This window comes from Stenotrophomonas sp. SMYL86, assembly GCF_036320025.1.
Lineage (GTDB): Bacteria > Pseudomonadota > Gammaproteobacteria > Xanthomonadales > Xanthomonadaceae > Stenotrophomonas > Stenotrophomonas maltophilia_A.
Map to the genome: position 1 here is coordinate 136693 of NZ_JAWIRU010000010.1, position 25295 is coordinate 161987.

Sequence of the window (25295 nt, forward strand, 5' to 3'; positions counted from 1 at the left end):
GAGGGGGCGGACGGAGGTACCTGGGAGGCCGGGGAGAGAGTCCGGCACCAGGTGGGGACAACGTTGTCATCAATCGTGTGGTCAATCCGTGAGCGAGTGCATGGTTCGGGGATTTGGCGGAGAGCGGCGCTGGCGCGCGGTCGGCGGCCATCGGCGGAGCCCCCTCGTGGCTGGGGCTTTCCGCGAACAGCGGATTTCTGGGGGTTGGCCGTGGGGGGGGGGGGGGGGGGGGGGGGGGGGGGGGGGGGCGGGGGGGGGGGGCGCGGGGGCGGGGGGGGGGGGGGCCGCCCCCGGGGGGCCCCCGCACCCTGGGGGCCCCCCCCCGTGCCCCCCCCCCCCGCCCGGCCACGGACAGGTTCCTGCGCGGCCAGCCACGGAAGACAGAACAGAAAATCAAAAGCAGAAGCCGATCGCTTCGCTCTTCAATGCCTGATTTCTGAAATTTCCTGGTTGCCGGCCAGCGGCCGGCACTACCGGGGAGCATCCACGCATGGCGTGGATCTACTGCAGATCGCGGAAATCTGTCGAAGGCGGGGTGGGTCCGGTTGCGGGGGCGTGAGCCGCATGGATGCGGCGACCGAGCCTCCAGGGATGGATTCACGGCGTCCCCCGCAACCGAACCCACCCCGCCATCCCACGGGAACCCCGCTTTTGCTTTGGCAGTTGCCGTTGCCTTGGCTTCGGCGGGTGCCGGGCGCCGCCCGGCCAAAGCCCTTCCCCCGCTTCCGGTACAATGTCGGGCCCGTTTCCCAACTACGGTTCCCCGGACATGATGGTCCTTGAGGGCGCGCCCGCCCTGTCGCCGTTCCGCCGCGAACGTCTTGAATCCCGCCTGCAGTCCATCGCTCCCTCCCTGCGCATCAGCGGTGCCTGGCACGTCTACTTCGTGCAGCCCGAAGGCAGCGCCGCCCCCGACCTGACCACCCTGTGCCGCATCCTCGAAGCCGCGCCGCAGGCCGAGGCCGTGGCCGACGGCGCGGTCAGCCGCATCGTGGTGCCGCGCCTGGGCACGCTGTCGCCGTGGTCGAGCAAGGCCACCGAACTGGTCCGCGGTGCCGGGCAGCCGGTCAGCCGGGTCGAGCGTGGCCTGCGCATCGACGTGCAGGGCTGGCCGGCCGATGCCGCCGCCCAGCAGGCGCTGGTCAAGGCGCTGCACGACCCGATGACGCAGTCGGTGCTGGAGACCGTGGAACAGGGCCAGGCGCTGTTCTCGGCGCCGGCCCGCGGTGAACTGGAACGCGTGCCGGTGGACCAGCTGGAGGCTGCCAACCAGCGCCTCGGCCTGGCCATGGCCCAGGACGAGATCGACTACCTGCGCGAACGCTTCACCGCGCTCGGCCGCGCGCCGTCCGACGTCGAGCTGATGATGTTCGCGCAGGCCAATTCCGAGCACTGCCGCCACAAGATCTTCAACGCCAGCTGGACCATCGACGGCCAGGAGCAGGACCGCTCGCTGTTCCGGATGATCAAGAACACCCACCAGCAGACCCCGCAGCACACGCTCAGCGCGTACAGCGACAATGCCGCAGTGATCGAAGGCCATCCGGCGTCGCGTTACCGCCCGGATCCGGCCAGCGGCGAATACCGCCGCGAGCCGCAGGTGCCCAGCGCGTTCCAGATCAAGGTGGAAACGCATAACCATCCGACCGCGATCGCGCCGTTCCCGGGCGCATCGACCGGCAACGGTGGCGAGATCCGCGACGAAGGCGCGACCGGCCGAGGCGGCAAGCCGAAGGCGGGCCTGTCCGGGTTCTCGGTTTCGCACCTGCGCATTCCGGAACTGCCGCAGCCGTGGGAAGCGCCGCGCGCGCTGAACCCGCGCATGGCACCGGCGCTGGAAATCATGACCGACGGCCCGCTTGGCGGCGCAGCGTTCAACAACGAGTTCGGCCGCCCGAACCTGCTCGGCTACTTCCGCAGCTTCGAGCTGCCGGAAGGCGCCGATCTGGTGCGCGCGTACGACAAGCCGATCATGCTGGCCGGTGGCCTCGGCGCGATCGATCGCGTGCAGGTCGACAAGATCCAGCTGCAGGCCGGTGACGCGGTGATCGTGCTGGGTGGCCCGGCAATGCTGATCGGCCTGGGCGGCGGTGCCGCCAGTTCGGTGGCCTCCGGCGAGAGCGCCGAAGACCTGGACTTCGCCAGCGTGCAGCGCGACAACCCGGAAATGGAACGCCGCTGCCAGGAGGTCATCGACCGCTGCGTGGCGATGGGCGCCAACAACCCGATCAAGTTCTTCCACGACGTCGGTGCCGGTGGCCTGTCCAATGCAATCCCCGAACTGCTGCACGACTCCAAGGTCGGCGGTGTCATCGATCTGGGCAAGGTGCCCACCGATGATCCGTCGCTGTCGCCGATGCAGCTGTGGTGCAACGAGTCGCAGGAACGCTACGTGCTGGGCGTGGCCCAGGAGCGCCTGGCCGAGTTCGCCGCACTGTGTGCCCGCGAGCGATGCCCGTTCGCCGCGGTTGGCGTGGCGACTGCCGAGGAGCACTTGGTGGTGGCCTACGGTGCCGTGCCGGGCCATACCCCGGCCGATGCGCCGATCGACCTGCCGATGGATGTGCTGTTCGGCAAGCCGCCGAAGATGCACCGCGACACCGCGCATCCGCCGGCCCCGCGCTGGCCGGCGCTGAAGACCGGCGGCCTGGACCTGCAGGAAGCCGGCCTTCGCGTGCTCGCGCACCCGACGGTGGCGTCAAAGAACTTCCTGGTCACCATCGGTGACCGCAGCGTCGGTGGCCTGACCGCACGCGAACAGATGGTCGGCCCGTGGCAGCTGCCGGTGGCCGACGTGGCGATCACCCTGGCCGACTTCGACGGCGTGGCCGGTGAAGCGATGTCGATCGGCGAGCGCACCCCGCTGGCCCTGCTCGACGCCGCTGCTTCGGCACGCATGGCGGTGGGCGAAGCGTTGACCAACCTGTGCGCGGCCCCGGTCGATGCGCTGGATGAGATCAAGCTGTCGGCGAACTGGATGGCCGCAGCCGGCCACCCGGGTGAAGACGCGCTGCTGTACGACGCGGTGAAGGCGGTGGGCATGGAACTGTGCCCGCAGCTGGACATCAGCATCCCGGTGGGCAAGGACTCGCTGTCGATGCAGGCGCAGTGGCACGACCAGGGCGAAGCACACAAGAGCGTGTCGCCGGTGTCACTGGTGATCTCGGCGTTCGCGCCGGTGGCCGACGTGCGCCAGCAGCTGACCCCGCTGCTCGACCGCGACGTGGAAAGCGAGCTGTGGCTGATCGGCCTGGGTGCCGGCAAGCAGCGCCTGGGCGGTTCGATCCTGGCCCAGGTGCATGCCGACCACGGCGATCTGCCGGCCTTCGCCGGTGCCGCGCCGGACCTGGACGACCCGCAGCGCCTGCGTGGCTTCTTTGAACTGATCCGCGATGCGCGCCAGTCCGGCCTGCTGCTGGCCTATCACGACCGCAGCGACGGCGGCGCCTTCGCTGCGCTGTGCGAAATGGCCTTCACCTCGCGCCTGGGCCTGGACATCACTCTCGATGCCTGGGGCGATGATCCGTTCCGCAGCCTGTTCAATGAAGAACTGGGTGCGGTGGTGCAGATCGCGCGCGAAGACCGTGCTGCGTTCGCCGATCTGGTCGAACGCCACGCACTGACCGAATGCGCACAGCGCATCGCCAAGCCGACCACCGCACCGGTGGTGCGCGTGTCGCTGGGCGGCGAGAACCTGGCCGAGTGGCGCTGGGACGCGCTGTTCGACGCCTGGTGGTCGGTCACCCATGCGATGCAGAAGCGCCGCGACAACCCGGCCAACGCCGACGCCGAGCGCGAGATTGCGCGTGCCTTCACGGCGCCGGGCCTGAAGCCCAAGCTCAGCTTCGACCTCAACGAGGACGTGGCGGCGCCGTTCATCAGCACCGGTGCGCGCCCGCGCGTGGCCGTGCTGCGCGAGCAGGGCGTGAACGGCCAGATTGAAATGGCCAACGCCTTCGAACGTGCCGGCTTCCGCGCGTTCGACGTGCACATGAGCGACCTGATCGAAGGCCGCGTGGCCCTGCAGGACTTCACCGGCCTGGTCGCCTGTGGTGGCTTCAGCTACGGCGACGTGCTCGGTGCCGGCCGTGGCTGGGCCACCTCGATCCTGGAGCGCAGCGCGCTGCGTGATGCCTTCGCTGCGTTCTTCGCCCGCGAGGACAGCTTCGCGCTGGGCGTGTGCAACGGCTGCCAGATGATGAGCCAGCTGAAGGGCATCATTCCGGGGGCCGAGCACTGGCCGCAGTTCCGCCGCAACGCCAGTGAGCAGTTCGAAGCCCGTACCGCGCTGCTGGAGGTGGTGGAATCGCCGTCGATCCTGCTGCGCGGCATGGCCGGTTCGCGCCTGCAGGTGGCGGTGGCGCATGGCGAAGGCCAGGCGGTGTTCGACAATGCCGTCGACCAGGCCGCCGCACGTGTCTCGCTGCGCTACATCGATGGCCACGGCAACGTTGCCAGCCAGTACCCGCTGAATCCGAACGGTTCGCCGGACGGCATCACCGGCCTGACCAGCAGCGACGGCCGCGTCACCATCATGATGCCGCACCCGGAGCGCACCCCGCGCGCGCTCAACCTGAGCTGGGCTCCGGCCGAGTGGCAGGGTGACTCGCCGTGGATGCGCATGTTCCGCAACGCGCGGGTGTGGTGCGGCTGATCGCACTGCATCGCGCAGGCCTCAATGCCATCGCGTATGGAAAAACCCGCCGTTGATCGGCGGGTTTTTCTTTGCGCGCTTGAAACTCCAGTCGCGACCGCTAGTTACATGCATTTTCATGCGTCGAGGAATCGTCACGCATGCATAACAAAATCATTTCATAAACACGTGAAATAGTGATGTGCTTCACGGCAATAGGATTTGCTGTGTCAAAGTCTTGACGATCTGCAAAGTTGCCGTTAACACTTGAACCCCGTTTCAGAATCATTCATTTCGCAGTAACCGCTTGGCGCACGCGCTCGGTTTTCTGTCGCTGCGCGCCGTTCGGCAATACCCCGCAGTAAATCACGCGAATAAACGCCCCCAGGGGACGTTGGGCCGGAAAGCCCAGCGGTGGCGTTGCTTTGCCCAAAACCAGTCCAATCAGGAGCCGTACCGATGAATCGGATTTATCGCAAGGTCTGGAACAAAGCATTGGGTCAGTTGGTGGTGGCCTCGGAACTGGCCTCCTCCGACAGCGGCGGCGGGGTCGTCGACCAGCGCCGCGATGCAACGCAGGCTGCGCCCGCAAGGTTGGCGATGGCACTGGGCCTGGTATTGGGATTGGGCATGAGCGGTATCGCCACAGCACAGTCGGTGCAGATCGGCGGCAGCGCCACCTGCGTGGCATTCAGCGGCAAGCTGCTCGAAAAGTGCCTGATCGAAGGCTCGGCCACGGCCAAGGGCAGCAACGCGGTGGCGATCGGCAGCAACAGCAGCGCCAGTGCGGCCAACAGCGTAGCGCTGGGCGCCGGCTCCAAGGCCACGCGTGCCAACACGGTGTCCGTGGGTGATACCGGCAAGGAACGGCAGATCACCAATGTTGCCGCAGGCAGCCAGGCCACCGATGCGGTGAACAAGGCGCAGCTGGACGCGCAGGCGCGCGCCACGCAGGCCGCGCTGGCCGATGTCGCCGCAGACGGCAATCGTTATTTCAAGGCCGATGGCGCAGGCGATGACAGCGACGCGGCGAAGATCGACGGGCAGGGCGCAGTCGCGGCCGGTGCCGGCGCACAGTCGCTGGCCAATGCCACCACTGCCATCGGTACCCAGGCCATTGCCGCGGGCCTGGGCGCAAGCGCGTTCGGCCAGGGCGCCTTGGCAATCGGCGATGCCAGCGTGGTGGTCGGGCAGAGCGCTGCGGCCTTCGGTCTCGGCGACACCGCGGTTGGCGCAAGCGCGACCGCCGCCAGCGAGAACGGCGCGGCCACCGCGCTGGGTGCGCTGTCCGAAGCGACTGCCGATGGCGCCACCGCTGTTGGCGGCGGTGCCGTGGCGATGGGCCCGGGCAGCACCGCATTGGGCCGCGGCGCTACCGCCGCCAACGAAGCGTCGATTGCGGTGGGTGCATTCAGCACCGCCGTTGGTGAATACAGCACCGCGCTGGGCTCGAATTCCGCTGCGGTTGCCACCGGCAGCGTGGCGCTCGGCGCGGGCTCGCTGGCCGACCGCGTCGATACCGTGTCCGTTGGTGCCGCCGAATACGGCCTGACCCGGCAGATCACCAGCGTGGCCGCAGGCACCGAAGACAACGATGCAGTCAATGTCGGTCAGCTGAAGGACGTTGCCGCCGTGGCCGATGCCACCGCCAAGCGCTTCCAGGCTAACGGCAGCAGCAACAGCGATGCCGGTGCACTGGCCGAGGGCGACGAGGCGCTGGCGGCCGGCGAGGCCGCCAATGCCATCGGCAACGGCACCACTGCAGTCGGTGCCGGCGCCACCGCCGTCGCGCAGAACGCCACCGCCGTTGGCAACAACGCGCTGGCCTCGGGCCAGAACAGTGCCGCGTTCGGCAACAACGCGCAGGCCAACGGTCCGGGCAGCGTTGCCGTGGGTGGCGCTGCGGTGGATGCCGACGGCAACCCGCTGATCACCAGCGGCGGCGTGCCGGTGGAAACCGGCGCAACCAGCGCAGGCGTCGGCGGCACTGCGGTCGGCGCCAGCGCCGAAGCCAGTGGTTTTGCGGCGTCGTCCTACGGCGTCGGCGCCTATGCGGCCGGTGCGCAGGCGTCGGCCTTCGGCGCCGTGGCCAATGCCATCGGTGACTACTCCACCGCGCTGGGTACGCAGAGCAATGCGACGGGTACCAGCAGCGTTGCCATCGGTGGCCCGGCTGACCTGATCCCCGGCCTGGGCTTCTTCGTGCAGACCCAGGCCAGTGGCGAAGCCGCCACCGCCGTCGGTGCCGGTGCCATCGCCAGTGGCGACCGTGCCGTGGCCAACGGCAGCCTCAGCGAAGCCTCCGGCGCCGAAGCGACCGCGGTCGGCTACTTCGCCTATGCACCGGGCGAGAACGCCAGTGCCCTGGGCGCGCAGACCTGGGCGAGCGGAGCGCAGAGCACTGCCGTGGGTTACTACGCCACCGCACGCGGCGCGAACAGTGTGGCACTCGGCGCGAATTCCGAAGCGGTGCGCGCCAACAGCGTGGCCGTCGGCAGCGCCGGCAACGAGCGGCAGATCACCAGCGTCGCTGCGGGCAGCGAAGCCACCGATGCGGTGAACAAAGCCCAGCTCGACGCCGTGGCCGGCACTGCCGACACCACCGCGCGTTTCTTCCAGGCACAGCCGGAGGCGGGCAGTGATGCTGGCGCACTGGCTGATGGCGAAGGCTCCATCGCTGTGGGTTCGTCGAGCAATGCGATCGGCGCAGGTGCCATTGCACATGGTGCTGCCGCGTCGGCCATCGGCGATGACAGCGTGGCCGTGGGCCGCAACAGCGCGGCCACCGGTAATGGCGGTGTCGCCATCGGTGGCCTCGGCCAGGCCTACGACGAGTTCAACCAGCCGATCGTCGGTGCCGATGGCACGGCGCAGCAGGTGGGCACCACCGCTGTTGCCGATGCCACCGCAGTCGGCAGCGGTGCGCAGGCCACCGGGGCTGCCAGCAGCGCTTTCGGCAACGCGGCCAAGGCCAGTGGTGACAACAGCTTCGCCGCAGGCGGCAAGTCGCGCGCCACCGGCAGCTATGCGGTTGCGGTCGGCGACAGCGCATTCGCCAGCAGCGATGACAGCACCGCAGTAGGCGGATACAGCTGGGCCACTGCAAGTGGCGCAGCAGCATTCGGTTCGGGTGCATGGGCCACTGCCACCAATGCCTCGGCGTTCGGCAACGCGGCCTGGGCCAGTGGCAGCGGCGCAACATCCATCGGTTACAACAGCTGGGCCAACGGCGCCAGCTCCACAGCGGTCGGCCGTGGTGCCTTCGGCTATGGCGACAACAGCGTGGCGCTGGGCTTCCAGGCGCTGGGCAACAGCATCAACAGCATCGCCATCGGCACCAACACGGTAGCCGGTGGTGAAAGCGCGATCGCGCTGGGTGCGGGCAGCAATGCCAGCGCCAGCAATACGGTCGCGCTGGGTGCCGGTTCGGTCGCCAACCGAGCGCGCACGGTGTCGGTGGGCAGCGCCGGCAACGAACGCCAGGTCACCAACGTCGCCGCCGGCACCCAGGCCACCGATGCGGTGAACAAGGCGCAGCTGGATGCGGTGGCGACCACGGCCACCACCACCAGCCGCTTCTTCCAGGCCAGCGGCAACGGCGACGACGTAGCCGGTGCATTGGTGGAAGGTGACAACGCACTGGCGGCCGGTGATGCCGCCAACGCCATCGGCAATGGCGCCACCGCACTGGGTAGCGGCGCCAACGCGCTGGCCAGCAACGCACAGGCGCTGGGCTTCAATGCGTTGGCGACCGCAGCCAACGCCAGCGCTGTTGGTGCCAACGCACAGGCCACGGGCGAGTACGCCACCGCGCATGGCGCGGAAAGCGAAGCCAGCGGCGAGCAGAGCGCGGCGTTCGGTGCGGCCAGCATCGCCAGCGGCGCCGGTAGCACTGCCAATGGCGTGCTGTCCGAAGCGTCCGGCGAAGAGGCCGTGGCCGTGGGCTACTTCAGCAATGCCAGTGGTGACGCGGCCACCGCTGTCGGTAGCGAGAGCGTAGCCAGTGGTACGGCGTCGGCGGCCTTCGGTATCGGTGCCGAAGCCAGCGGCGGTTACAGCACCGCCATCGGTGGCTATGCACAGGCCTCGGCCTTCAATGCCACCGCGTTCGGCAACTTTGCCAATGCCTCCGGATCCAACAGCGTGGCCGTGGGTGGCGACTCGGAAGCCTCCGGTGCCTACAGCACCGCCACCGGCCAGGGCAGCCTGGCCACCGGCACCAACAGCGTCGCCGTCGGTGGCTCGTTGTTCGGCGTGCTGGCTACCGAAGCGTCGGGCAACTACTCCACCGCGGTGGGTGGTGGCGCCTGGTCGGGGGGCATCAACAGTACCGCGCTGGGTAACGCCGCTGAATCGCGCGGCGCCAACAGCGTGGCGCTGGGTGCCGATTCGATCGCGGATCGCGACAACACCGTGTCGGTGGGCGGCGGTGGCAACACCCGCCAGATCACCAACGTGGCCGATGGCACGCAGGGCAATGATGCGGTCAACAGGAATCAGCTCGATGCCGTAGCCGCGGCAGCGGAAAAGACCAGCCGGCAGTTCCAGGCCAGCGGCAATGCCGATGGTGAAACCGGGGCGCTGGTGGAGGGCGATAACGCGCTGGCGGCCGGTGACGCGGCCAACGCGATCGGCAACGGTGCCACCGCGTTGGGCAGTGGTGCCAATGCGCTGGCCGCCAACGCCACGGCCGTGGGCATCGATGCGCTGGCCACCGGCAGCAACGCGGCGGCCCTGGGCAGCACGGCACAGGCTACCGGCGAAGACAGCCTGGCGCTCGGTACCGGCGCCAGCGCCAGTGAACTGGGCGCAAGCGCGGTCGGCGCGCGCGCGCAGGCCAGCGGTGCCTACAGCACGGCCACGGGCACTGAAGCCAATGCCAGCGGCACCCAGGCACTGGCCAGTGGCTTCCGCAGCGCCGCGTCTGCCGATGGCACTACCGCTGTCGGCGGCTACGCCGAAGCCAGCGGTCGCCTCGGCACCGCGTTGGGCTACGGCTCGGCGGCCAGTGGCGCCAACACCACGGCGGTCGGCTTCGGTGCCGCCGCCGCCGGTACCGGTGCAGTAGCGGTCGGTCAGTCCAGCGAAGCCAGTGGCGAAGAAAGCGTGGCGATCGGTGGCAGCACCTTCTTCGGCCTGATCCCCTCGCGTGCCAGTGGCACCGGTGCCGCGGCATTCGGCGCCGGTGCATGGGCCACCGAAGACTACGCGACCGCCATTGGCTGGAATTCGTGGGCGGCAGGCAGCAGTGCCACCGCGCTGGGTGCCAACGCCGCCGCCAATGGCAGCAACAGCGTCGCGCTCGGTGCCGGCTCCAAGGCCGACCGTGACAACACGGTGGCCGTCGGCAAGGCGGGCGGTGAGCGCCAGGTCACCCATGTCGCAGCCGGTACCGAAGCCACCGATGCGGTGAACAAGGGCCAGTTGGATGCAGTCGCCAGCGTCGCCGACAAGACCAGCCGGCAGTTCCAGGCCAGCGGCAATGCCGATGGCGAGGCCGGTGCCCTGGTGGACGGTGACAACGCACTGGCCGCCGGCAACGCGGCCAACGCCATCGGCAACGGCGCCACCGCGCTGGGCAGTGGTGCCAATGCCATGGCCGCCAATGCCACGGCCGTGGGCTTCGATGCGCTGGCCACCGGCAACAATGCGGCGGCGCTCGGCAACGCGGCGCAGGCTGCTGGTGTCGACAGCGTAGCCGTGGGCAGTGGCGCCAGCGCCAGCGAACTCGGCGCCAGTGCTACCGGCGCCGGCGCCCAGGCCAAGGGCGCTTACAGCACTGCCAGCGGCGCGCAGGCCACGGCCAGCGGCACCCAGTCGCAGGCCAGTGGTTTCCGCGCCAATGCTTCGGCCGACGGCGCTTCGGCGCTGGGCAGCTATGCCGAAGCCAGTGGTCGCCTTGGCACTGCAGTGGGTTACGGCAGCAAGGCCACCGGCGCCAATGCCACTGCGGTGGGTGTCAGTGCCAACGCGTCGGCGGCCGGCAGCATCGCACTGGGCGCAGGCTCGGTGGCCGACCGTGCCAACACCGTGTCGGTGGGCAGCAGTACCAGTGATCGTCAGATCACCCGCGTCGCTGCCGGTACCGAGCGCACCGATGCGGTCAATCGTGGCCAGCTTGATGCGGTCGCAGCGACTGCCGATGGCACGGCACGTTACGTCAAGGCCACCGGCGCAGGTATTGCCAGCGCCAGCGGCAGTGATGCCGCCGCGATCGGTTCGGCGGCCAGTGCCAGCGGCGCGCGCAGCAATGCGCTGGGCGCCAACGCGATGGCGATCGGCAACGGTGCACTTGCACTGGGCAACAGTGCCGGCGCGTCCGGTGCCAACTCGGTGGCGCTGGGTGCGGGCTCGCGTGCGCTCGATGCCAACGTGGTGTCGGTCGGCGGTGGCAATGGCACCGAGGGTCCAGCCACGCGCCGCATCGTCAATGTGGCCGATGGCCGCATCGCCGCCGGCAGCAGCGATGCCATCACCGGCTCCCAGCTCAACGTCACCAACCAGCGGGTGGGCGCGGTGGAAACGCGCGTGGGCGATTTCGATTCGCGCATCGCCACCGTGGAAACCACCGCGGCCAGCGCGGTCAGCTACGACGACGCCAGCCGTGACCGCCTGACCCTGTCCGGTTTCCAGGGCACCACCATCGACAACGTCGGTGCCGGCAGCATTGCTGCGGGCAGTCGCCAGGCGATCAACGGCGGCCAGCTGTTCCAGTCGCTCAGCGATGCCGCCAGCTTCCTCGGCGGTGGTGCCAGCGTCGGCATGCAGGGGGTGTTCGTGGCTCCGAACTACGTGATCCAGGGCGCCACCTACAGCAACGTCGGCGATGCGCTCGGCGCGCTGGACCGCAAGGTCAGCGAGATCGACCGCAGAACCGCCGGTGGCTCGCGTGCCGGGACTGCCAACCTGCGCGCGATGAGTGCCTCGCTGGATGAGAGCCCGCTGGCAAGCACCGCTGATGCACCTGCAACGGCCGACGCGGCACCGGCCAGCACCGCGCGTGTGCAGGGCACGCCGACCGCTGCTGCCGCCGGTGCCGGGATTCCGGTTGGCACTCCCGCGACGGGCTTCAATGCCGTCGCCATGGGCGAGGGCGCCGTCGCCAGTGGCGCTTCGTCCACGGCCATCGGCCAGGGCGCCAATGCCACCGCGGCGAACGCGGTGGCGCTGGGCCAGGGCTCGGTTGCCGATCGTGCCAACACGGTCTCGGTGGGCAGTGAAGGCAACGAGCGCCAGGTCACCAATGTGGCGGCGGGTACTACGGCCACCGATGCGGTCAACAAGGGCCAGCTCGACCGTGGCATGGCCACGGCCAACAGCTACACCGACAGCCGCGTCCAGGCTGTCGCCGACAGCTTCGATGTGTTCAAGGGCGAGATCGACGGACGCCTGCGCCACATGGATCGCCGCATCGACCGCCAGGGTGCGATGAGCGCGGCGATGCTCAACATGGCCACCAGTGCCGCCGGTATCCGCACCCAGAACCGGGTCGGCGTCGGCATTGGTTTCCAGGGCGGCGAGTCGGCGTTGTCGCTGGGCTACCAGCGTGCGATCAGCGATCGCGCCACGGTGACCTTCGGCGGTGCTTTCAGCAGCGACGACAGCTCGGTTGGCGTCGGTGCCGGCTTCGGCTGGTAAGCCACTCCATCGCGCCGGCGGCCACCCACGCCGGCGCAGCACCTGCAGTGAGGGCCTGGGGGGAGGTCACGGCAATCCCGGCTGGGCCGGCCGGGAGTCGTCAAGGAATGATGGCCGCAGTGTTGGTTCGATCCATGACCCAGAAGAGGAATTCGACGTGATCAAGAAGCAGAACCTTCGCATCAATGTGCTTGCCGCCGCCGTGCTGTCGATGACGGCCGTCGGTGCCGTCCACGCCGCCGGCCTGCCGACCCGCGAACCGGTGCGCCAGGCCAGCACCGCCCAGCCGGGCGCCGAGCGCATCATCGTCAAGTACCGGGCCGGCGCTGCCGCCGCCACCGACCGCTCGGCGAAGCTGTCCACCGTGCAGTCGGCGCTGACCCGGGCCAGCCTCTCCGGCGGTACCTCACGTGCCAGTACCCTCGGCCCGCAAGTGGTACGCAAGCTCGCTACCGGTGCGGACCTGATCCGCGTGCAGGGCCGCCTGGCCCCGGCCGAACTGCAGCGTGTGCTGAAGGAACTGCAGGCCGACCCGTCGGTGCAGTACGCCGAAGCCGACGTGAAGCTGCGCCGCACCGAACTGCGTGCCGGCAACGTACAGCCGGCGCTGGTGCCGAACGATCCCTTCTACCAGCAGAACCAGTGGCACCTGCACAACGCCGTCGGCGGCATCAACGCACCGGCGGCATGGGATGTCTCGCAGGGTGAGGGCATCGTGGTGGCGGTTATCGATACCGGCATTCTGCCGCAGCATCCGGACCTGGTCGGCAACCTGCTGGAGGGTTACGACTTCATCAGCGATGCGGAGACCTCGCGGCGCCCGACCAACGATCGTGTGCCGGGTGCGCAGGACTACGGTGACTGGGTCGAGAACGACAACGAGTGCTATGACGGCTCGCTGGCCGAGGACAGTTCCTGGCACGGCACCCACGTCGCCGGCACCGTGGCCGAGCAGACCAACAACGGCGTCGGCATGGCCGGTGTCGCCTACAAGGCCAAGGTGCTGCCGGTGCGCGTGCTGGGCAAGTGCGGCGGCTACCTGTCCGACATCGCCGACGCGGTGGTCTGGGCATCGGGTGGCACGGTGACCGGCATCCCGGCCAACACCAACCCGGCCGAGATCATCAACATGAGCCTGGGCGGCAGCGGCGCCTGCGGCAGCACCTACCAGGACGCCATCAACGGCGCCATCTCGCGCGGTACCACGGTGGTGGTGGCGGCCGGCAATGAGACCGACAACGCGTCCAAGTACCGTCCGGCCAGCTGCGAAGGCGTGGTGACCGTGGGTGCCACGCGCATCACCGGTGGCATCACCTACTACTCAAACTATGGCACCCGCGTGGACCTGTCCGGTCCGGGTGGCGGCGGCAGTGTCGACGGCAACCCGGGTGGCTACATCTGGCAGACCGGCTCCAATGCGGCCACCACGCCGGAATCGGGCACGCCGGGCTACATGGGCATGGGCGGTACCTCGATGGCCTCGCCGCATGTGGCCGCCGTTGCTGCACTGGTGCAGAGCGCACTGATCGCCAAGGGCAAGGATCCGTTGACCCCGGCCGCGATGCGTACCCTGCTGAAGGAAACCGCACGTCCGTTCCCGGTCGCCATCCCGGCAGCCACCCCGATCGGTACCGGCATCCTCGATGCCAAGGCCGCGCTGGCCAAGGCACTGGAAGAACCGTGCACCGAGAACTGCGGGCCGGTGGCCACGCCGCTGACCAACAAGGCCGCCGTCGGTGGCCTGTCCGGTGCGGCCGGCAGCAGCAAGCTCTACAGCTTCGAAGCGGCTGCCGGCAAGCAGTTCAGCGTGATCACCTACGGTGGCACCGGCAACGTTTCGGTCTACGTGGCTGAAGGCCGTGAGCCCAGTGCCAGCGACAACGACGCCAAGTCGACCCGTCCGGGCACCTCCGAGACGGTGCGGGTGACCAAGCCGGTGGCGGCCACCTACTACATCAAGGTGGTGGGTGAAGCGGCCTACAACGGGGTGAGCATTCTCGCCACGCAGTAAGCTTGAACTGTCGTAGTTGAATGGCCGAAGCCCGTCATCCCATGTGACGGGCTTCGTCTTTTTACGAAAGGTGGCGCAGGGGCGGCGGAAATCATGGCTTAACTGTTAAAGTCGAGCCGATTGACAGGAGAGTCATGTGAACGCGCTTGCTGCTACCGCCGCTGCCGACGACGCTGAAGGCCGCATCCTGGATGCGCTGCTGGCGCGCGGCCGGCTGAAGGAAGGCGATCTGGCACGTGCGCGGCCGCTGCACGCAGAGGCCGGCGGCAGCCTGCTGGGCCTGCTGGTGCGGCTGGGGCTGGTCTCCGAGCGTGACCAGGCCCAGGCCAGCGCCGAAGTGCTGGGGCTGCCGCTGCTGGAAGGCAAACAGCTGCCGGAAGCACCGCCACAAGGGCTGGCGGAAGGCTTGCCGTTGTCGCTGCGCTTCCTCAAGCAGTTCCATGTCTGCCCGCTCGCGCTGGATGAACACGGGGTCCGACTGTGGCTGGCCGATGCCCATGATCCTTATCCGCAGCAGGCCGTGCAGCTGGCACTGGGTGTACCGGTGACACCGGTGCTGGGCATGCGCGCAGAAATTGATGACCTGGTCGAACGCTGGTTCGGGCAGGGCCGCAGCGCGATGGGCGCGATCGTCGAAACCGCCGATGGCGAGGGCGGTGCGGTCGATGACATCGAGCATCTGCGTGACCTCGCCTCGGAAGCGCCGGTGATCCGCCTGGTCAACCTGGTGATCCAGCGTGCAGTGGAGCTGCGCGCTTCGGACATCCATGTCGAACCGTTCGAAAGCCGGTTGAAGGTGCGTTACCGCGTCGATGGCGTGCTGGTGGAAGGCGAAAGCCCGCCGGCCAACCTCACTGCTGCGGTGATCAGCCGCATCAAGATCATGGCCCGGCTCAACATCGCCGAGCGCCGCCTGCCGCAGGACGGCCGCATCATGCTGCGCGTGCAGGGCAAGGAGCTGGACCTGCGCGTGAGCACGGTGCCGACCGCGCACGGCGAAAGCGTGGTGATGCGATTGCTGGACCGCGAAACGGTGGTGTTCGATTTCCATCGTCTCGGTTTCACTGACGCCTTCCTGCCGCAGTTCCGCAAGGTGCTGGAACAGCCGCACGGCATCCTGCTGGTGACCGGCCCGACCGGTTCAGGCAAGACCACCACGCTGTACACCGCGCTGAGCCAGCTGAACACTGCCGACGTCAAGATCATCACGGTCGAAGACCCGGTGGAATACCAGATCGAAGGCATCAACCAGATCCAGGCCAAGCCGCAGATCGGCCTGGACTTCGCCAACGCCCTGCGCAGCATCGTGCGCCAGGACCCGGACATCATCATGATCGGCGAAATGCGCGACCTGGAAACCGCGCGCATCGCGATCCAGTCGGCGCTGACCGGCCACCTGGTGCTGTCCACCCTGCATACCAACAACGCAGCCGGCGGCATCACCCGCCTGCTCGACATGGGCGTGGAAGACTACCTGCTCACCTCCACCATCAACGGCATCCTGGCCCAGCGCCTGGTGCGTCGGCTGGAGCCGACCCATGCCGAGCGCTATGAAGCCTCGCCGGAAGAGATCGAACGCTTCGAGCTGCGCCGCCTGCAGCCGGAAGGACCGATCCACCTGTACCGCCCGAAGCCCTCCGCGCTGGCGCCGACCGGTTACCTCGGCCGGACCACCATCATGGAATTCCTGGTGATGAACGACGCGCTGCGGCGCGCGGTGATGCGCCGCGACGGCATGGGCGAGATCGAACGCATTGCCCGCGAAGCCGGTATGCGCACGATGTACGAAGATGGTCTGTCCAAGGCCCTCAGTGGTCAGACGACCATCGAGGAAGTGCTGCGTGTCACCGAGGAAAGCTGATGCGCGCAGGACGCCGGGGCTGACATGCCGACCTACCGTTACAAGGCACTGAATCCGCACGGCGAGATCTTCGACGGGCAGATGGAAGCGGCAAGCGAGGCCGAGCTGGTCGCGCGCCTGCAGGACCAGGGCCATCTGCCGATGGAGACCCAGCTGGCAGATGGCGGTGCGATCGGTGGCAGTACCTGGCGCAACCTGTTCCGCCAACGGCCGCTGCAGGGCGCTGCATTGCTGCAGTTCACCCAGCAGCTGGCGACACTGCTCGGTGCAGGCCAGCCGCTGGATCGCGCGCTGTCGATCCTGCTCGGGTTGCCCGAAGACGAACGCTCGCGCCGCGCGATCACCGACATCCGCGATGTGGTGCGCGGTGGCGCGCCGCTGTCGACCGCACTGGAGCGCCAGCATGGGTTGTTCTCGCGCCTGTACGTGAACATGGTGCGGGCCGGTGAAGCCGGCGGCAGCCTGCACGAAACCCTGCAGCGCCTGGCCGACTACCTCGAACGCAGCCGCGCGTTGCAGGGCAAGGTGATCAACGCGCTGGTGTACCCGGCCATCCTGCTGGTGGTGGTGGGTGGCGCGCTGCTGTTCCTGCTCGGCTACGTGGTGCCGCAGTTCGCGCAGATGTACGAAAGCCTGGATGTGGCGCTGCCGTGGTTCACCAACGCGGTGCTGCAGCTGGGTCTGTTCGTGCGCGACTGGTGGGTGTTGCTGCTGGTGGTGCCAGGGATACTCGCGCTGTTCTTCGAACGCAAGGCGCGGCAACCAGCCTTCCGGCTGGCGCTGGATGGCTGGCTGCTGCAGCGTCGCGGCATCGGCCGCCTGCTCGGCGAACTGGAAACCGCGCGGCTGGCCCGCACGCTGGGCACGCTGCTGCGCAATGGCGTGCCGCTGCTGGGTGCCTTGGGCATCGCCCGCAACGTGCTGGGCAACCGCGCGCTGGCCGCCGATGTGGAAGCCGCCGCGGATGAAGTGAAAAATGGTACCGGCCTGTCGCTGGCGCTGTCGCGCGGCAAGCGTTTCCCGCGCCTGGCGCTGCAGATGATCCAGGTCGGCGAGGAATCCGGTGCACTCGATACCATGCTGCTGAAAGCGGCCGATACCTTCGAACAGGACAGCGCCCGGCGCATCGACCGCCTGCTGGCGGCGATGGTGCCGGCGATCACCCTGGTGCTGGCCTCGGTGGTCGGTGCGGTGATCGTTGCCGTGCTGGTACCGCTGTACGACCTGACCAATGCCATCGGTTGACGATGGATCCCTACGCAACCCCGACACTCCGCAACTGAAAGGACCGACCATGATTGCTTCCCGTCGACCGATCCGCCTTTCCTTCACCGCCGCGCGCAACCAGTCGGGCATGAGCCTGCTGGAAATCATCATCGTCATCGTGCTGATCGGTGCGGTGCTGACCCTGGTCGCCAGCCGCGTGCTGGGCGGCGCCGATCGCGGCAAGGCCAACATCGCCAAGGCGCAGGTGCAGACCGTTGCGTCCAAGGTCGACAACTACCAGATCGATACCGGCAAGCTGCCCGGCTCGCTCAACGATCTGGTGACCGCACCGGCGGGTGTTGGTGGCTGGCTGGGGCCGTATGCCAAGCCGGCTGACCTGAACGACCCGTGGGGGCACGCGCTGGAGTACCGTGCGCCGGGCGAAGGCCAGCCGTACGAGCTGATCAGCCTCGGCAAGGATGGCAAGGCCGGCGGCAGCAGCGTCGATGCCGACATCCGCTACCAGCCGTAATCCTGCATGACGTATTTCCTGCCGCGCCGGCTGCCTCGCCCGCGCCTGCACGGCAGGCGCGCAGCGGGCCTGTCGCTGCTGGAAATGCTGCTGGTGATCGCGCTGATCGCAGCGATCGGCCTGATTACCGCCGCCGGCCTGTCGCGCGGCTTCGCCGGCATGCAGCTGCGCAGCGCCGGCAAGGACATCGCCAACCAGCTGCGGGTGGTACGCGCGCAGGCGATCGCCCGCGGCGAGCCGCAGCGCTTTGTCATCGAACCGGCAAAGCGGCGCTGGGAAGGTGCCAACCAGCGCCATGGTGACGTGCCGGCACAGCTGCAGGTGCAGTTCGAAGGCGCCGCGCAGCTGGCCACCGCGCCAGGGCAGGGCGTGATCGAGTTCCATCCCGATGGTGGCTCCAGCGGTGGCCGCATCCGGCTGCAGCGTGACGATGCCGAATGGCGCATCGACGTGGGCTGGCTGACCGGTGAGGTCCGCTCCGGCCCCTGGCGGGCACAATGAAGCGGCACGTTCGCGGCTTCACCCTGCTGGAAGTGATCATCGCCTTTGCCCTGCTCGGGCTGGCGCTGACCCTGCTGCTGGGCAGTCTGTCCGGTGGTGCCAGGCAGGTGCGCGAGGCCGAGCTGCGCACGCGCGCGATACTGCATGCGCAGTCGCTGCTGGCCGAAACCGGTGTCGCCACGCCACTGCAGGTGGGTAGCCAGCAGGGCGACTGGGAACAGGGACGCTACCACTGGGAGCTGCAGGTGCAGCCGTGGGTGGAGCCACGTGCCGGCAACGCTGTGCAGTCACAGTCGGCCGGTGCCCCCTGGCTGGCCGAACTGCAGCTGCAGGTGCGTTGGGGAGACAGCGAACGCGAGCAGCTGCGCTGGCGCAGCCTGCGCCTGCTGCCGCCGGACCTGGAGAGCGCGCGATGAAGCGCCGCGCCGCGGGTTTCACGCTGGTTGAAGTGATGCTGGCCACGGTGCTGCTGGCCGGTGGCCTGGCGCTGGCGTTCGCCAGCGTCCGCTCGGCAATGGCGGTCAGTCAGCGTGGCGAGCAGATCGCGGCCGAGAGTGAGCGCATGCGCGCGGTGCAGTCGCTGTTGCGGCGGCAGCTGGCCGGTGCGCTGCGCACGCCGCTGGAAGTACCCGATCCCACCCGTGAACCGATCTTCTTCCAGGGCGAAGAGCAGCGCATGTTGTTCGCCGCCGATCTGCCGGGCTACCTCGGCCGCGGCGGACCCTACCTGCACGCGCTGCAGGTGGACGGCCGCGATGGCCAGCAGCGCCTGCTGCTGGACCTGGTGCTGCTGCAGGAAGGCGAGCGCATCGCCGAGAACCCGCCGCGCCCGCCGGAAGTGCTGGTGGAAAACCTGAAGTCGGTACAACTTCGCTATCGCGGCATCGATGCCAGTACCGGCCAGGTGAGCGACTGGATGCCGCGCTGGGACGATACCCGCCGCCTGCCGATGCTGGTGGAGATCAAGATCGTCCCGGCCAGGGGCGCGCCCTGGCCGACGCTGGTGGTGGCGCCGCGTAACGGTGGCAGCGGAGGCGCGCGATGAACCGGCAACACGGTGCGGCACTGGTACTGGTGCTGTGGTTGATCGCATTGATGACCGCGCTGGTCGGTGCATTCGCGCTGAGCGCACGGGTCGAGCATCTGCAGCAGCGGGTGCTGGATGACGATGCACGCGGCCAGGAACGGGCGCGCGCCGGCCTGGAGTACGCGCTGCTGCGCCTGTCCGCCGATCCGCTGCGGGCGCCCTGGCGCGCTGATGGCCGAACCTACCGCTGGCAGTTCGATGACGCCAGCATCGAGATCAAGGTGCTGGACGAGAACGGCAAGATCAACCTGAACCTGGCCGACGTGACCTTGCTGACCGCGTTCCTCAAGGCGCTCGGCGAAGACGAAGGGGCAGCCCGGCAGCTGGCCGGTGCCATTGTCGACTGGCGTGATGAAGACAGTCTGCTGCAGCCGGGCGGCGGTGCCGAAGCCCCGGACTATGCGGCGGCGGGGTTGCCGTATGGCCCACGCAACAAGCGTTTCGAGACGCTCGGTGAACTGCAGCGGGTACTGGGAGTGCGCGGCCCGCTGTACAAGGCCATGCTGCCGCACCTGACCCTGTACAGCCGCCAGGCACGCCCGGATCCCCAGTTCGCCAGCGCGCCGGTGCTGACCGCACTGGGCCTGGATGCGGATACCGTGCTGGCGCAGCGCGCACAGCAGGAGCGTGACGCAGATACCGCTGGCGGTGCGACAACGCTTGCCAGCAGCAGCGGCACCTATAGTATCGAGTCTCGTGCAACCGACGGCAGTGGACGCCGGTCGGTGTTGCAGGCAGTGGTACGCAATGGCTCGGGCGGGGTTCCCGGGCGGTCCTACACAGTGCTTCGCTGGGAGCAGGGAATGACAGCAAGATGACGGCATGGCAGGACAGTGTGCGGCAGGTGCAGGGCCGGATCGGCCCTGGCGCCGGCCGTTTCCTGCGCTGGTGGCGGCAGTCGCTGCTGGCCTGGGTGCCGGCACGTTGGCAGTGGGCACTGGGCTGGGCACAGGCGCGCCTGCTGCTGCAGCGCCAGGGTGAGCAGCTGCAGGTCTGGCGAGAGGCCGGAGAACGCCGCGAAGCAGTTGCCAGCGTGCCATGGCCGCTGTCGCCGGCCGAACTGGACCGCGTGCTGGAACCGCGACTGCGCAGCCTGCCGCGGGTGTGGCTGCTGCCGGCCAGCGAGGTGCTGCGTCGTCATCTGCGCCTGCCTGCGGCTGCGGCCGACCGGCTGCGCGCCGTGGTCGGTTTCGAGATCGACCGCCAGACGCCGTTCGAATCCAGCCAGGTCAGCTATGACGTGCGTGAACTCGGGGGCGCCGCCGAGGGCCAGCTGCAGGTCGAACTGATCGCCTGGCCACTGCGCCAGCTTGAGGCGTGGCGGGCCAGCGTAGGCGAATGGGCCGATGCACTGGCCGGTGTCGATGCCATCGACACCGAGGGTGAACCCCTGCAGGTGAATCTGCTGCCACCGGGGCAGCGCCAGCTGCGGGCAGACCCGACGCGGCGCTGGAATGTGCTGCTGGCCGTGGCCGCGCTGGTGATGCTGGTGCTGGCGGCCCTGCAGCTGCTCGACAACCGCCGCGCCGCCGCCGACGAACTGCGTGCGCAGGTCGAGCGCAGCGCACGCAGTGCGCGTGGTGTCGCCAGCGAACGCGCGCAGCTGCAGGCGCTGATCGATGGTGCAGCGTTCCTGGAAAAGCAGCGCAGCCAGCGCGCCGGAACGGTGGAAATCTGGAATGAACTGACCCGGCGCCTGCCGGAGGGCACCTACCTGGAAAAGCTGGCCATCGAGAACAACAACCTGCAGCTGATCGGCCTGAGCCGCGAGGCCTCGCAGCTGGTGCAGCTGCTGCAGGACGCACCGCAGTGGCGCAAGGTCAATCTGACCGGCGTACTGCAGGCCGATGGCGCCGCCAGTGGCCGTGACCGCTTCACCATGACCGCCGAACTGCAGCCGTTGCCGGCTGCGGCCCCGACCCGGGAGGCGGCCGATGCCGATGCCAAGCGCACGCCGTGACCGCTGGCTGGCACTGGCGCTGCTGCTGGCAGTGCTGGGCCTGGCCTACCTGCTGCTGGTGCACCCCTGGTTCACCCAGCCACTGCGCGAAATCGACGCCGACGTGGCCGCCCTGCGCGAGCGCGAGCAGCGCGTGCAGGCGCAGCTGCAGCAGCAGCCGCAGATCGAACAGCGCCTGCGCGCCACCCGAGAGGCACTGCAGCAGCGGCCGGGCTTCCTGCGCGAAGCCACCGCCGAAGCTGCGGCCGCTGCGCTGGGCGCGAAGCTGCAGGATGCGGTGGCGATGGCCAGCCCGGGCAACCGCAGCTGCACCATCAGCAACCGCACGCCACTGACCGACAACCGCCGTGACGCCGAATTCGTGCGCGTGGCCATGCAGGTGCGCCTGCGTTGCGGTGTGGCCGAACTGGCCACGGTGCTGCACAGCCTGGAAACCGGCAGCCCGCGCCTGTTCGTCGACAACCTCAACCTGATCGCGCAGCGCTTCCAGCAGTCGCCCAACGAGTCCGGGCTCGGCCTGGACGTGTCGTTCGAACTGGCCGGTTACCTGCTGCCCGGTGCTGCGGCCGATGGCGCTGCGCCGGCACCTGCGGCCGAACCGGGCGCGGCGCCGCAACCGCCTTCGGCCACACCTGCACCGGCCGCCGCACCGGCTGCGCCGGAAGAAGGGCAGGAGGTGGCCGATGAAGCTTGAGCAGATCAGCCTGCGCACCGGCTTCCTGCTGGCACTGGCCGGCTGGGCGGCCGCGGTCTGGCTGGCCACCGGCTTCGGTCTGGGCAGCCAGCTGCCAGGTGCGGACGGTGATGCCGATGCGGTGCCTTCGTTGCCGGTGCTGCCGCCGTTGGCCGCAGAACGCATGGCCAGCGCCGACAGCTACAGCGCGATCGGCGAGCGACCGCTGTTCGCCGAGGACCGCAGGCCGAAGCCCTACCTGCTCGGCGGCAGCGAGCCCGCCGCCAGCGCCGCGCTGCGCCTGACCGGCGTGCTGCTGACCGGCGGCTTCGGCATGGCCACCTTCACCACCGAACAGAACCGCTCGCTGCGCCTGCGCCTCAACGGTGAAGCCGTCGACGGCTGGCAGCTGGTCGCACTGCAGCCGCGCCGAGCCACCGTGATCGGCCCCGGTGGCAACCAGGTGCTGGAACTGGCGGTATTCAACGGGCAGGGGGGTGAACCGCCGACCGTGCTGCGCGGCGCCAACGGTGCGCCACCGGCCGGTGCGATCGTTGTGCCGCCCCCGGCAGGCGCTCCGCCGGCACCGCCGCCGGCTGCGGCAACCGCATCGCCGTCGCCTGCTGGCAGTGCGCCGGCATCCTCGGCTGCGGCGGCCGCCACACCGCCTGCCAACAACAACGGCCCCAGCGAAGCGCAGATGCAGGCCATCCGCGAACGCATCCAGGCCCGTCGCCGCCAGCTGCAGCAACAACAACAGCAGCAACAACCGTCGCCGCCCCCGGGCGATGGCACCAACCGATAGAGTGAATGCATGAGCCTGCGTTTCCTTCCCTGGTCCTTTGCCCTCGCGCTGCTGGTCGGCTGCAGCACCGTGTCCGCACCGCATGTGCAGCGCAAGGGCAATCTGTCGCCTACTGCCGAGGCCGGCCAGGCGGCCGAAGTCGCCGCTGATGCTGCCCGTGACGCCCAGGGCGCTCCGCAGGCGGTGATCCGCCGTGGCACCGGCACCATGATCAACCGCGAAGCAGCACGCGCACCGGCTCCGGCACTGCATGGCGCCAGCACCGGTGAAGCAACCTTCAATTTCGAAGGCGAATCGGTGCATGCGGTGGTCAAGGCCATCCTCGGTGACATGCTGGGCCAGAACTACGTGATCGCACCGGGGGTGCAGGGCACAGTCACCCTGGCCACGCCCAAGCCGGTGTCGCCGGCGCAGGCGTTGAACCTGCTGGAGATGGTGCTGGGCTGGAACAATGCCCGCATGGTCTACAGCGGCGGCCGCTACAACATCGTCGCCGCCGATCAGGCATTGGCCGGCACTGTCGCGCCGAGCACGGCGCCGGCAGCCAGTGCGCGTGGCTTCGAGGTACGGGTGATCCCGCTGCAGTTCATCTCGGCAACTGAAATGAAGAAGGTGCTGGAGCCGTACGCGCGCCCCAACGCCATCGTCAACGTCGACAGCGGCCGCAACGTGATCACCCTGGGCGGTACCCGCGCCGAGCTGGAAAACTACATGCGCACCGTCGAGATCTTCGATGTCGACTGGCTGTCGGGCATGTCGGTGGGCGTGTTCCCGATCCAGTCCGGCAAGGCCGAGCAGGTGGCCGCCGACCTGGAGAAGGTGTTCGGCGAGGAGAGCAAGACGCCCAGCGCCGGCATGTTCCGCTTCCTGCCGCTGGAAAACGCCAACGCGGTGCTGGTGATCACCCCGCAGGTGCGTTACCTGGACCAGATCCAGCAGTGGCTGGACCGCATCGATACCGCCGGTGGCAGCGCCCGCCTGTTCTCCTATGAGCTGCGCTACATCAAGGCGCGCGATCTGGCCGAACGCCTCAGTGAAGCCTTCGCCAGCAGCGGCAATCGCGGCGGCTCCAGCCCGGCCTCGCTGGCACCGGGTGCAATGCCGTCGCAGCTGGGCAGCGACGGTGAGCGTGGCATGGACAGCAACAACAGCAGCAATTTCGGTTCGACGCCGGGCAGTGGCTCCAGTGGCACCGGCAACGGCAGCATGAACCTGCCGCAGCGCCAGTCCGGCAATGTCAGCGTCAGCCTGGAAGTGGAAGGCGATCGCGTGGGCGTGTCGGCGGTGGAGGAAACCAACACCCTGCTGGTGCGCTCGACCCCACAGGCCTGGCGTTCGATCCGCGAAGTGATCGAGAAGCTGGACGTGATGCCGCTGCAGGTGCATATCGAAGCGCAGGTGGCCGAGGTCGCACTGGAGGGGGACCTGAAGTACGGCGTGAACTGGTTCTTCGACAACGCGGTGGCCGGGCGCGCGCTGACCGGCGCATTGGCCGGCGTGACCCTGCCGGCCGCCGCCGGCGGTTCCTGGAGCAGCTTCGCCGGTGCCGCGACCGGTGGCGAAGGCCTGGGCTGGGCGTTCACCGGCCACAATGGCGCGGCGGTGGTGAGCGCGCTGGACAAGGTCACCGATGTGCGCCTGCTGCAGACCCCCTCGGTGTTCGTGCGCAACAACGCCGAGGCCACGCTCAACGTGGGTGACAAGGTGCCGATCAATACCACCACGGTGAACACCGGTATCGGCACCAGCAGCTACAGCTCGGTGCAGTACATCGACACCGGCGTGATCCTGAAGGTACGCCCGCGTGTCACCCGCGACGGCACGGTATTCCTCGACATCGTGCAGGAAGTGAGCAGCGCCTCGAACGTGCCGGAGAACTGCAACCCGACCGAGCGCAACTGCAACCCGCGGATTTCCACCAAGAAGCTGTCGACCGAAGCGGCGGTGCAGAGCGGCGACACCATCATGCTGGCCGGCCTGATCACCGACACGGGCACCGATGGCAGCAGCGGCATCCCCGGCCTGAGCCGGATTCCGGTGGTGGGCGCACTGTTCGGGCAGAAGAGCCGCACCAGCCGCCGTTCAGAGGTGATCGTGCTGCTGACGCCGAGCATCGTGCGCAACGGGCAGGAGGCACGCACCCTGACCGACGAGTACAGCCAGCGCTTCCGCGCGATGGAACCGCTGAACCAGCCGCGCGCAAAGAAGTAAGGGGTTACGGCCGGGCTGCGCCCGGCACCCGCAGAGGCCAGAGCTGGAGCAACGGCAACAGCGGGTTTACTGAGGGGGGGCGGGGCACTGTGGGTTTGCGGGGACGCCGTAAATCCGTCCATGGAGGCTTGGTCGCCGCATCCATGCGGCTCACACCCCGCAAACCCACAGTGCCCC

General features: G+C 68.7%; 14 protein-coding genes. All 14 read left to right on the forward strand.

Going from position 1 to position 25295, the window contains the following annotated elements:
- Positions 1–769 precede the first annotated feature (769 nt).
- A complete protein-coding gene (gene purL, locus V3B64_RS12920; RefSeq protein ID WP_329914237.1) occupies positions 770–4654 on the forward strand; it encodes a phosphoribosylformylglycinamidine synthase in 3885 nt (1294 codons plus the stop codon).
- A gap of 438 nt (positions 4655–5092) precedes the next feature.
- The gene (locus tag V3B64_RS12925; protein ID WP_329914238.1) at positions 5093–12271 is read left to right on the forward strand and encodes an ESPR-type extended signal peptide-containing protein; all 7179 of its coding nucleotides are present in this window, start codon (positions 5093–5095) and stop codon (positions 12269–12271) included.
- A gap of 157 nt (positions 12272–12428) precedes the next feature.
- The gene (locus V3B64_RS12930; protein ID WP_110711003.1) at positions 12429–14282 is read left to right on the forward strand and encodes a S8 family peptidase; all 1854 of its coding nucleotides are present in this window, start codon (positions 12429–12431) and stop codon (positions 14280–14282) included.
- 136 nt (positions 14283–14418) lie between these two features.
- Positions 14419–16143, forward strand: a complete 1725-nt coding sequence (gspE, locus tag V3B64_RS12935) for a type II secretion system ATPase GspE (protein WP_197611143.1) — start codon at positions 14419–14421, stop codon at positions 16141–16143.
- A gap of 24 nt (positions 16144–16167) precedes the next feature.
- Positions 16168–17388 carry a type II secretion system F family protein gene (locus V3B64_RS12940; RefSeq protein WP_032130133.1) on the forward strand — a complete coding sequence of 407 codons (1221 nt, stop codon included), beginning with the start codon at positions 16168–16170 and terminating at the stop codon, positions 17386–17388.
- Between the two features lie 49 nt (positions 17389–17437).
- Entirely contained in the window at positions 17438–17881 is a 444-nt protein-coding gene (gene gspG, locus V3B64_RS12945; protein ID WP_004142831.1) for a type II secretion system major pseudopilin GspG, read from the forward strand.
- Between the two features lie 6 nt (positions 17882–17887).
- Complete coding sequence (locus V3B64_RS12950; RefSeq protein WP_032130132.1) at positions 17888–18382, forward strand: GspH/FimT family pseudopilin; 495 nt, start codon at positions 17888–17890, stop codon at positions 18380–18382.
- Entirely contained in the window at positions 18379–18798 is a 420-nt protein-coding gene (locus tag V3B64_RS12955) for a prepilin-type N-terminal cleavage/methylation domain-containing protein (protein WP_032130131.1), read from the forward strand. Before V3B64_RS12950 ends, V3B64_RS12955 begins: the two co-directional genes overlap by 4 nt.
- Positions 18795–19427 (forward strand): type II secretion system protein J, encoded by a 633-nt coding sequence (locus V3B64_RS12960; RefSeq protein WP_032130130.1) that lies wholly within the window; start codon positions 18795–18797, stop codon positions 19425–19427. The genes V3B64_RS12955 and V3B64_RS12960 overlap by 4 nt, the downstream gene beginning before the upstream one ends.
- Positions 19424–20287: a general secretion pathway protein GspK gene (locus V3B64_RS12965; RefSeq protein WP_279912728.1), complete on the forward strand. Its 864-nt coding sequence runs from the start codon at positions 19424–19426 to the stop codon at positions 20285–20287. Before V3B64_RS12960 ends, V3B64_RS12965 begins: the two co-directional genes overlap by 4 nt.
- Positions 20284–21429: a PilN domain-containing protein gene (locus tag V3B64_RS12970; RefSeq protein ID WP_032130128.1), complete on the forward strand. Its 1146-nt coding sequence runs from the start codon at positions 20284–20286 to the stop codon at positions 21427–21429. The genes V3B64_RS12965 and V3B64_RS12970 overlap by 4 nt, the downstream gene beginning before the upstream one ends.
- Positions 21410–22123 carry a type II secretion system protein GspM gene (gspM, locus tag V3B64_RS12975; RefSeq protein ID WP_228355349.1) on the forward strand — a complete coding sequence of 238 codons (714 nt, stop codon included), beginning with the start codon at positions 21410–21412 and terminating at the stop codon, positions 22121–22123. Before V3B64_RS12970 ends, gspM begins: the two co-directional genes overlap by 20 nt.
- Positions 22113–22907 (forward strand): hypothetical protein, encoded by a 795-nt coding sequence (locus V3B64_RS12980; protein ID WP_329914239.1) that lies wholly within the window; start codon positions 22113–22115, stop codon positions 22905–22907. Before gspM ends, V3B64_RS12980 begins: the two co-directional genes overlap by 11 nt.
- A gap of 9 nt (positions 22908–22916) precedes the next feature.
- A complete protein-coding gene (gene gspD, locus V3B64_RS12985) occupies positions 22917–25118 on the forward strand; it encodes a type II secretion system secretin GspD (RefSeq protein WP_197615374.1) in 2202 nt (733 codons plus the stop codon).
- The last annotated feature ends 177 nt before the right edge of the window (positions 25119–25295 follow it).

What these genes read in the sequence shown, in the direction of transcription:
- V3B64_RS12980 (WP_329914239.1), top strand. Translation starts at nt 22,113, where the DNA reads ATGAAGCTTGAGCAGATCAGCCTGCGCACCGGCTTCCTGCTGGCACTG.
- V3B64_RS12970 (WP_032130128.1), top strand. Translation starts at nt 20,284, where the DNA reads ATGACGGCATGGCAGGACAGTGTGCGGCAGGTGCAGGGCCGGATCGGC.
- gspG (WP_004142831.1), top strand. Translation starts at nt 17,438, where the DNA reads ATGATTGCTTCCCGTCGACCGATCCGCCTTTCCTTCACCGCCGCGCGC.
- V3B64_RS12925 (WP_329914238.1), top strand. Translation starts at nt 5,093, where the DNA reads ATGAATCGGATTTATCGCAAGGTCTGGAACAAAGCATTGGGTCAGTTG.
- V3B64_RS12940 (WP_032130133.1), top strand. Translation starts at nt 16,168, where the DNA reads ATGCCGACCTACCGTTACAAGGCACTGAATCCGCACGGCGAGATCTTC.
- purL (WP_329914237.1), top strand. Translation starts at nt 770, where the DNA reads ATGATGGTCCTTGAGGGCGCGCCCGCCCTGTCGCCGTTCCGCCGCGAA.
- V3B64_RS12965 (WP_279912728.1), top strand. Translation starts at nt 19,424, where the DNA reads ATGAACCGGCAACACGGTGCGGCACTGGTACTGGTGCTGTGGTTGATC.
- V3B64_RS12960 (WP_032130130.1), top strand. Translation starts at nt 18,795, where the DNA reads ATGAAGCGCCGCGCCGCGGGTTTCACGCTGGTTGAAGTGATGCTGGCC.
- V3B64_RS12955 (WP_032130131.1), top strand. Translation starts at nt 18,379, where the DNA reads ATGAAGCGGCACGTTCGCGGCTTCACCCTGCTGGAAGTGATCATCGCC.
- gspD (WP_197615374.1), top strand. Translation starts at nt 22,917, where the DNA reads ATGAGCCTGCGTTTCCTTCCCTGGTCCTTTGCCCTCGCGCTGCTGGTC.
- V3B64_RS12950 (WP_032130132.1), top strand. Translation starts at nt 17,888, where the DNA reads ATGACGTATTTCCTGCCGCGCCGGCTGCCTCGCCCGCGCCTGCACGGC.
- gspM (WP_228355349.1), top strand. Translation starts at nt 21,410, where the DNA reads ATGCCAAGCGCACGCCGTGACCGCTGGCTGGCACTGGCGCTGCTGCTG.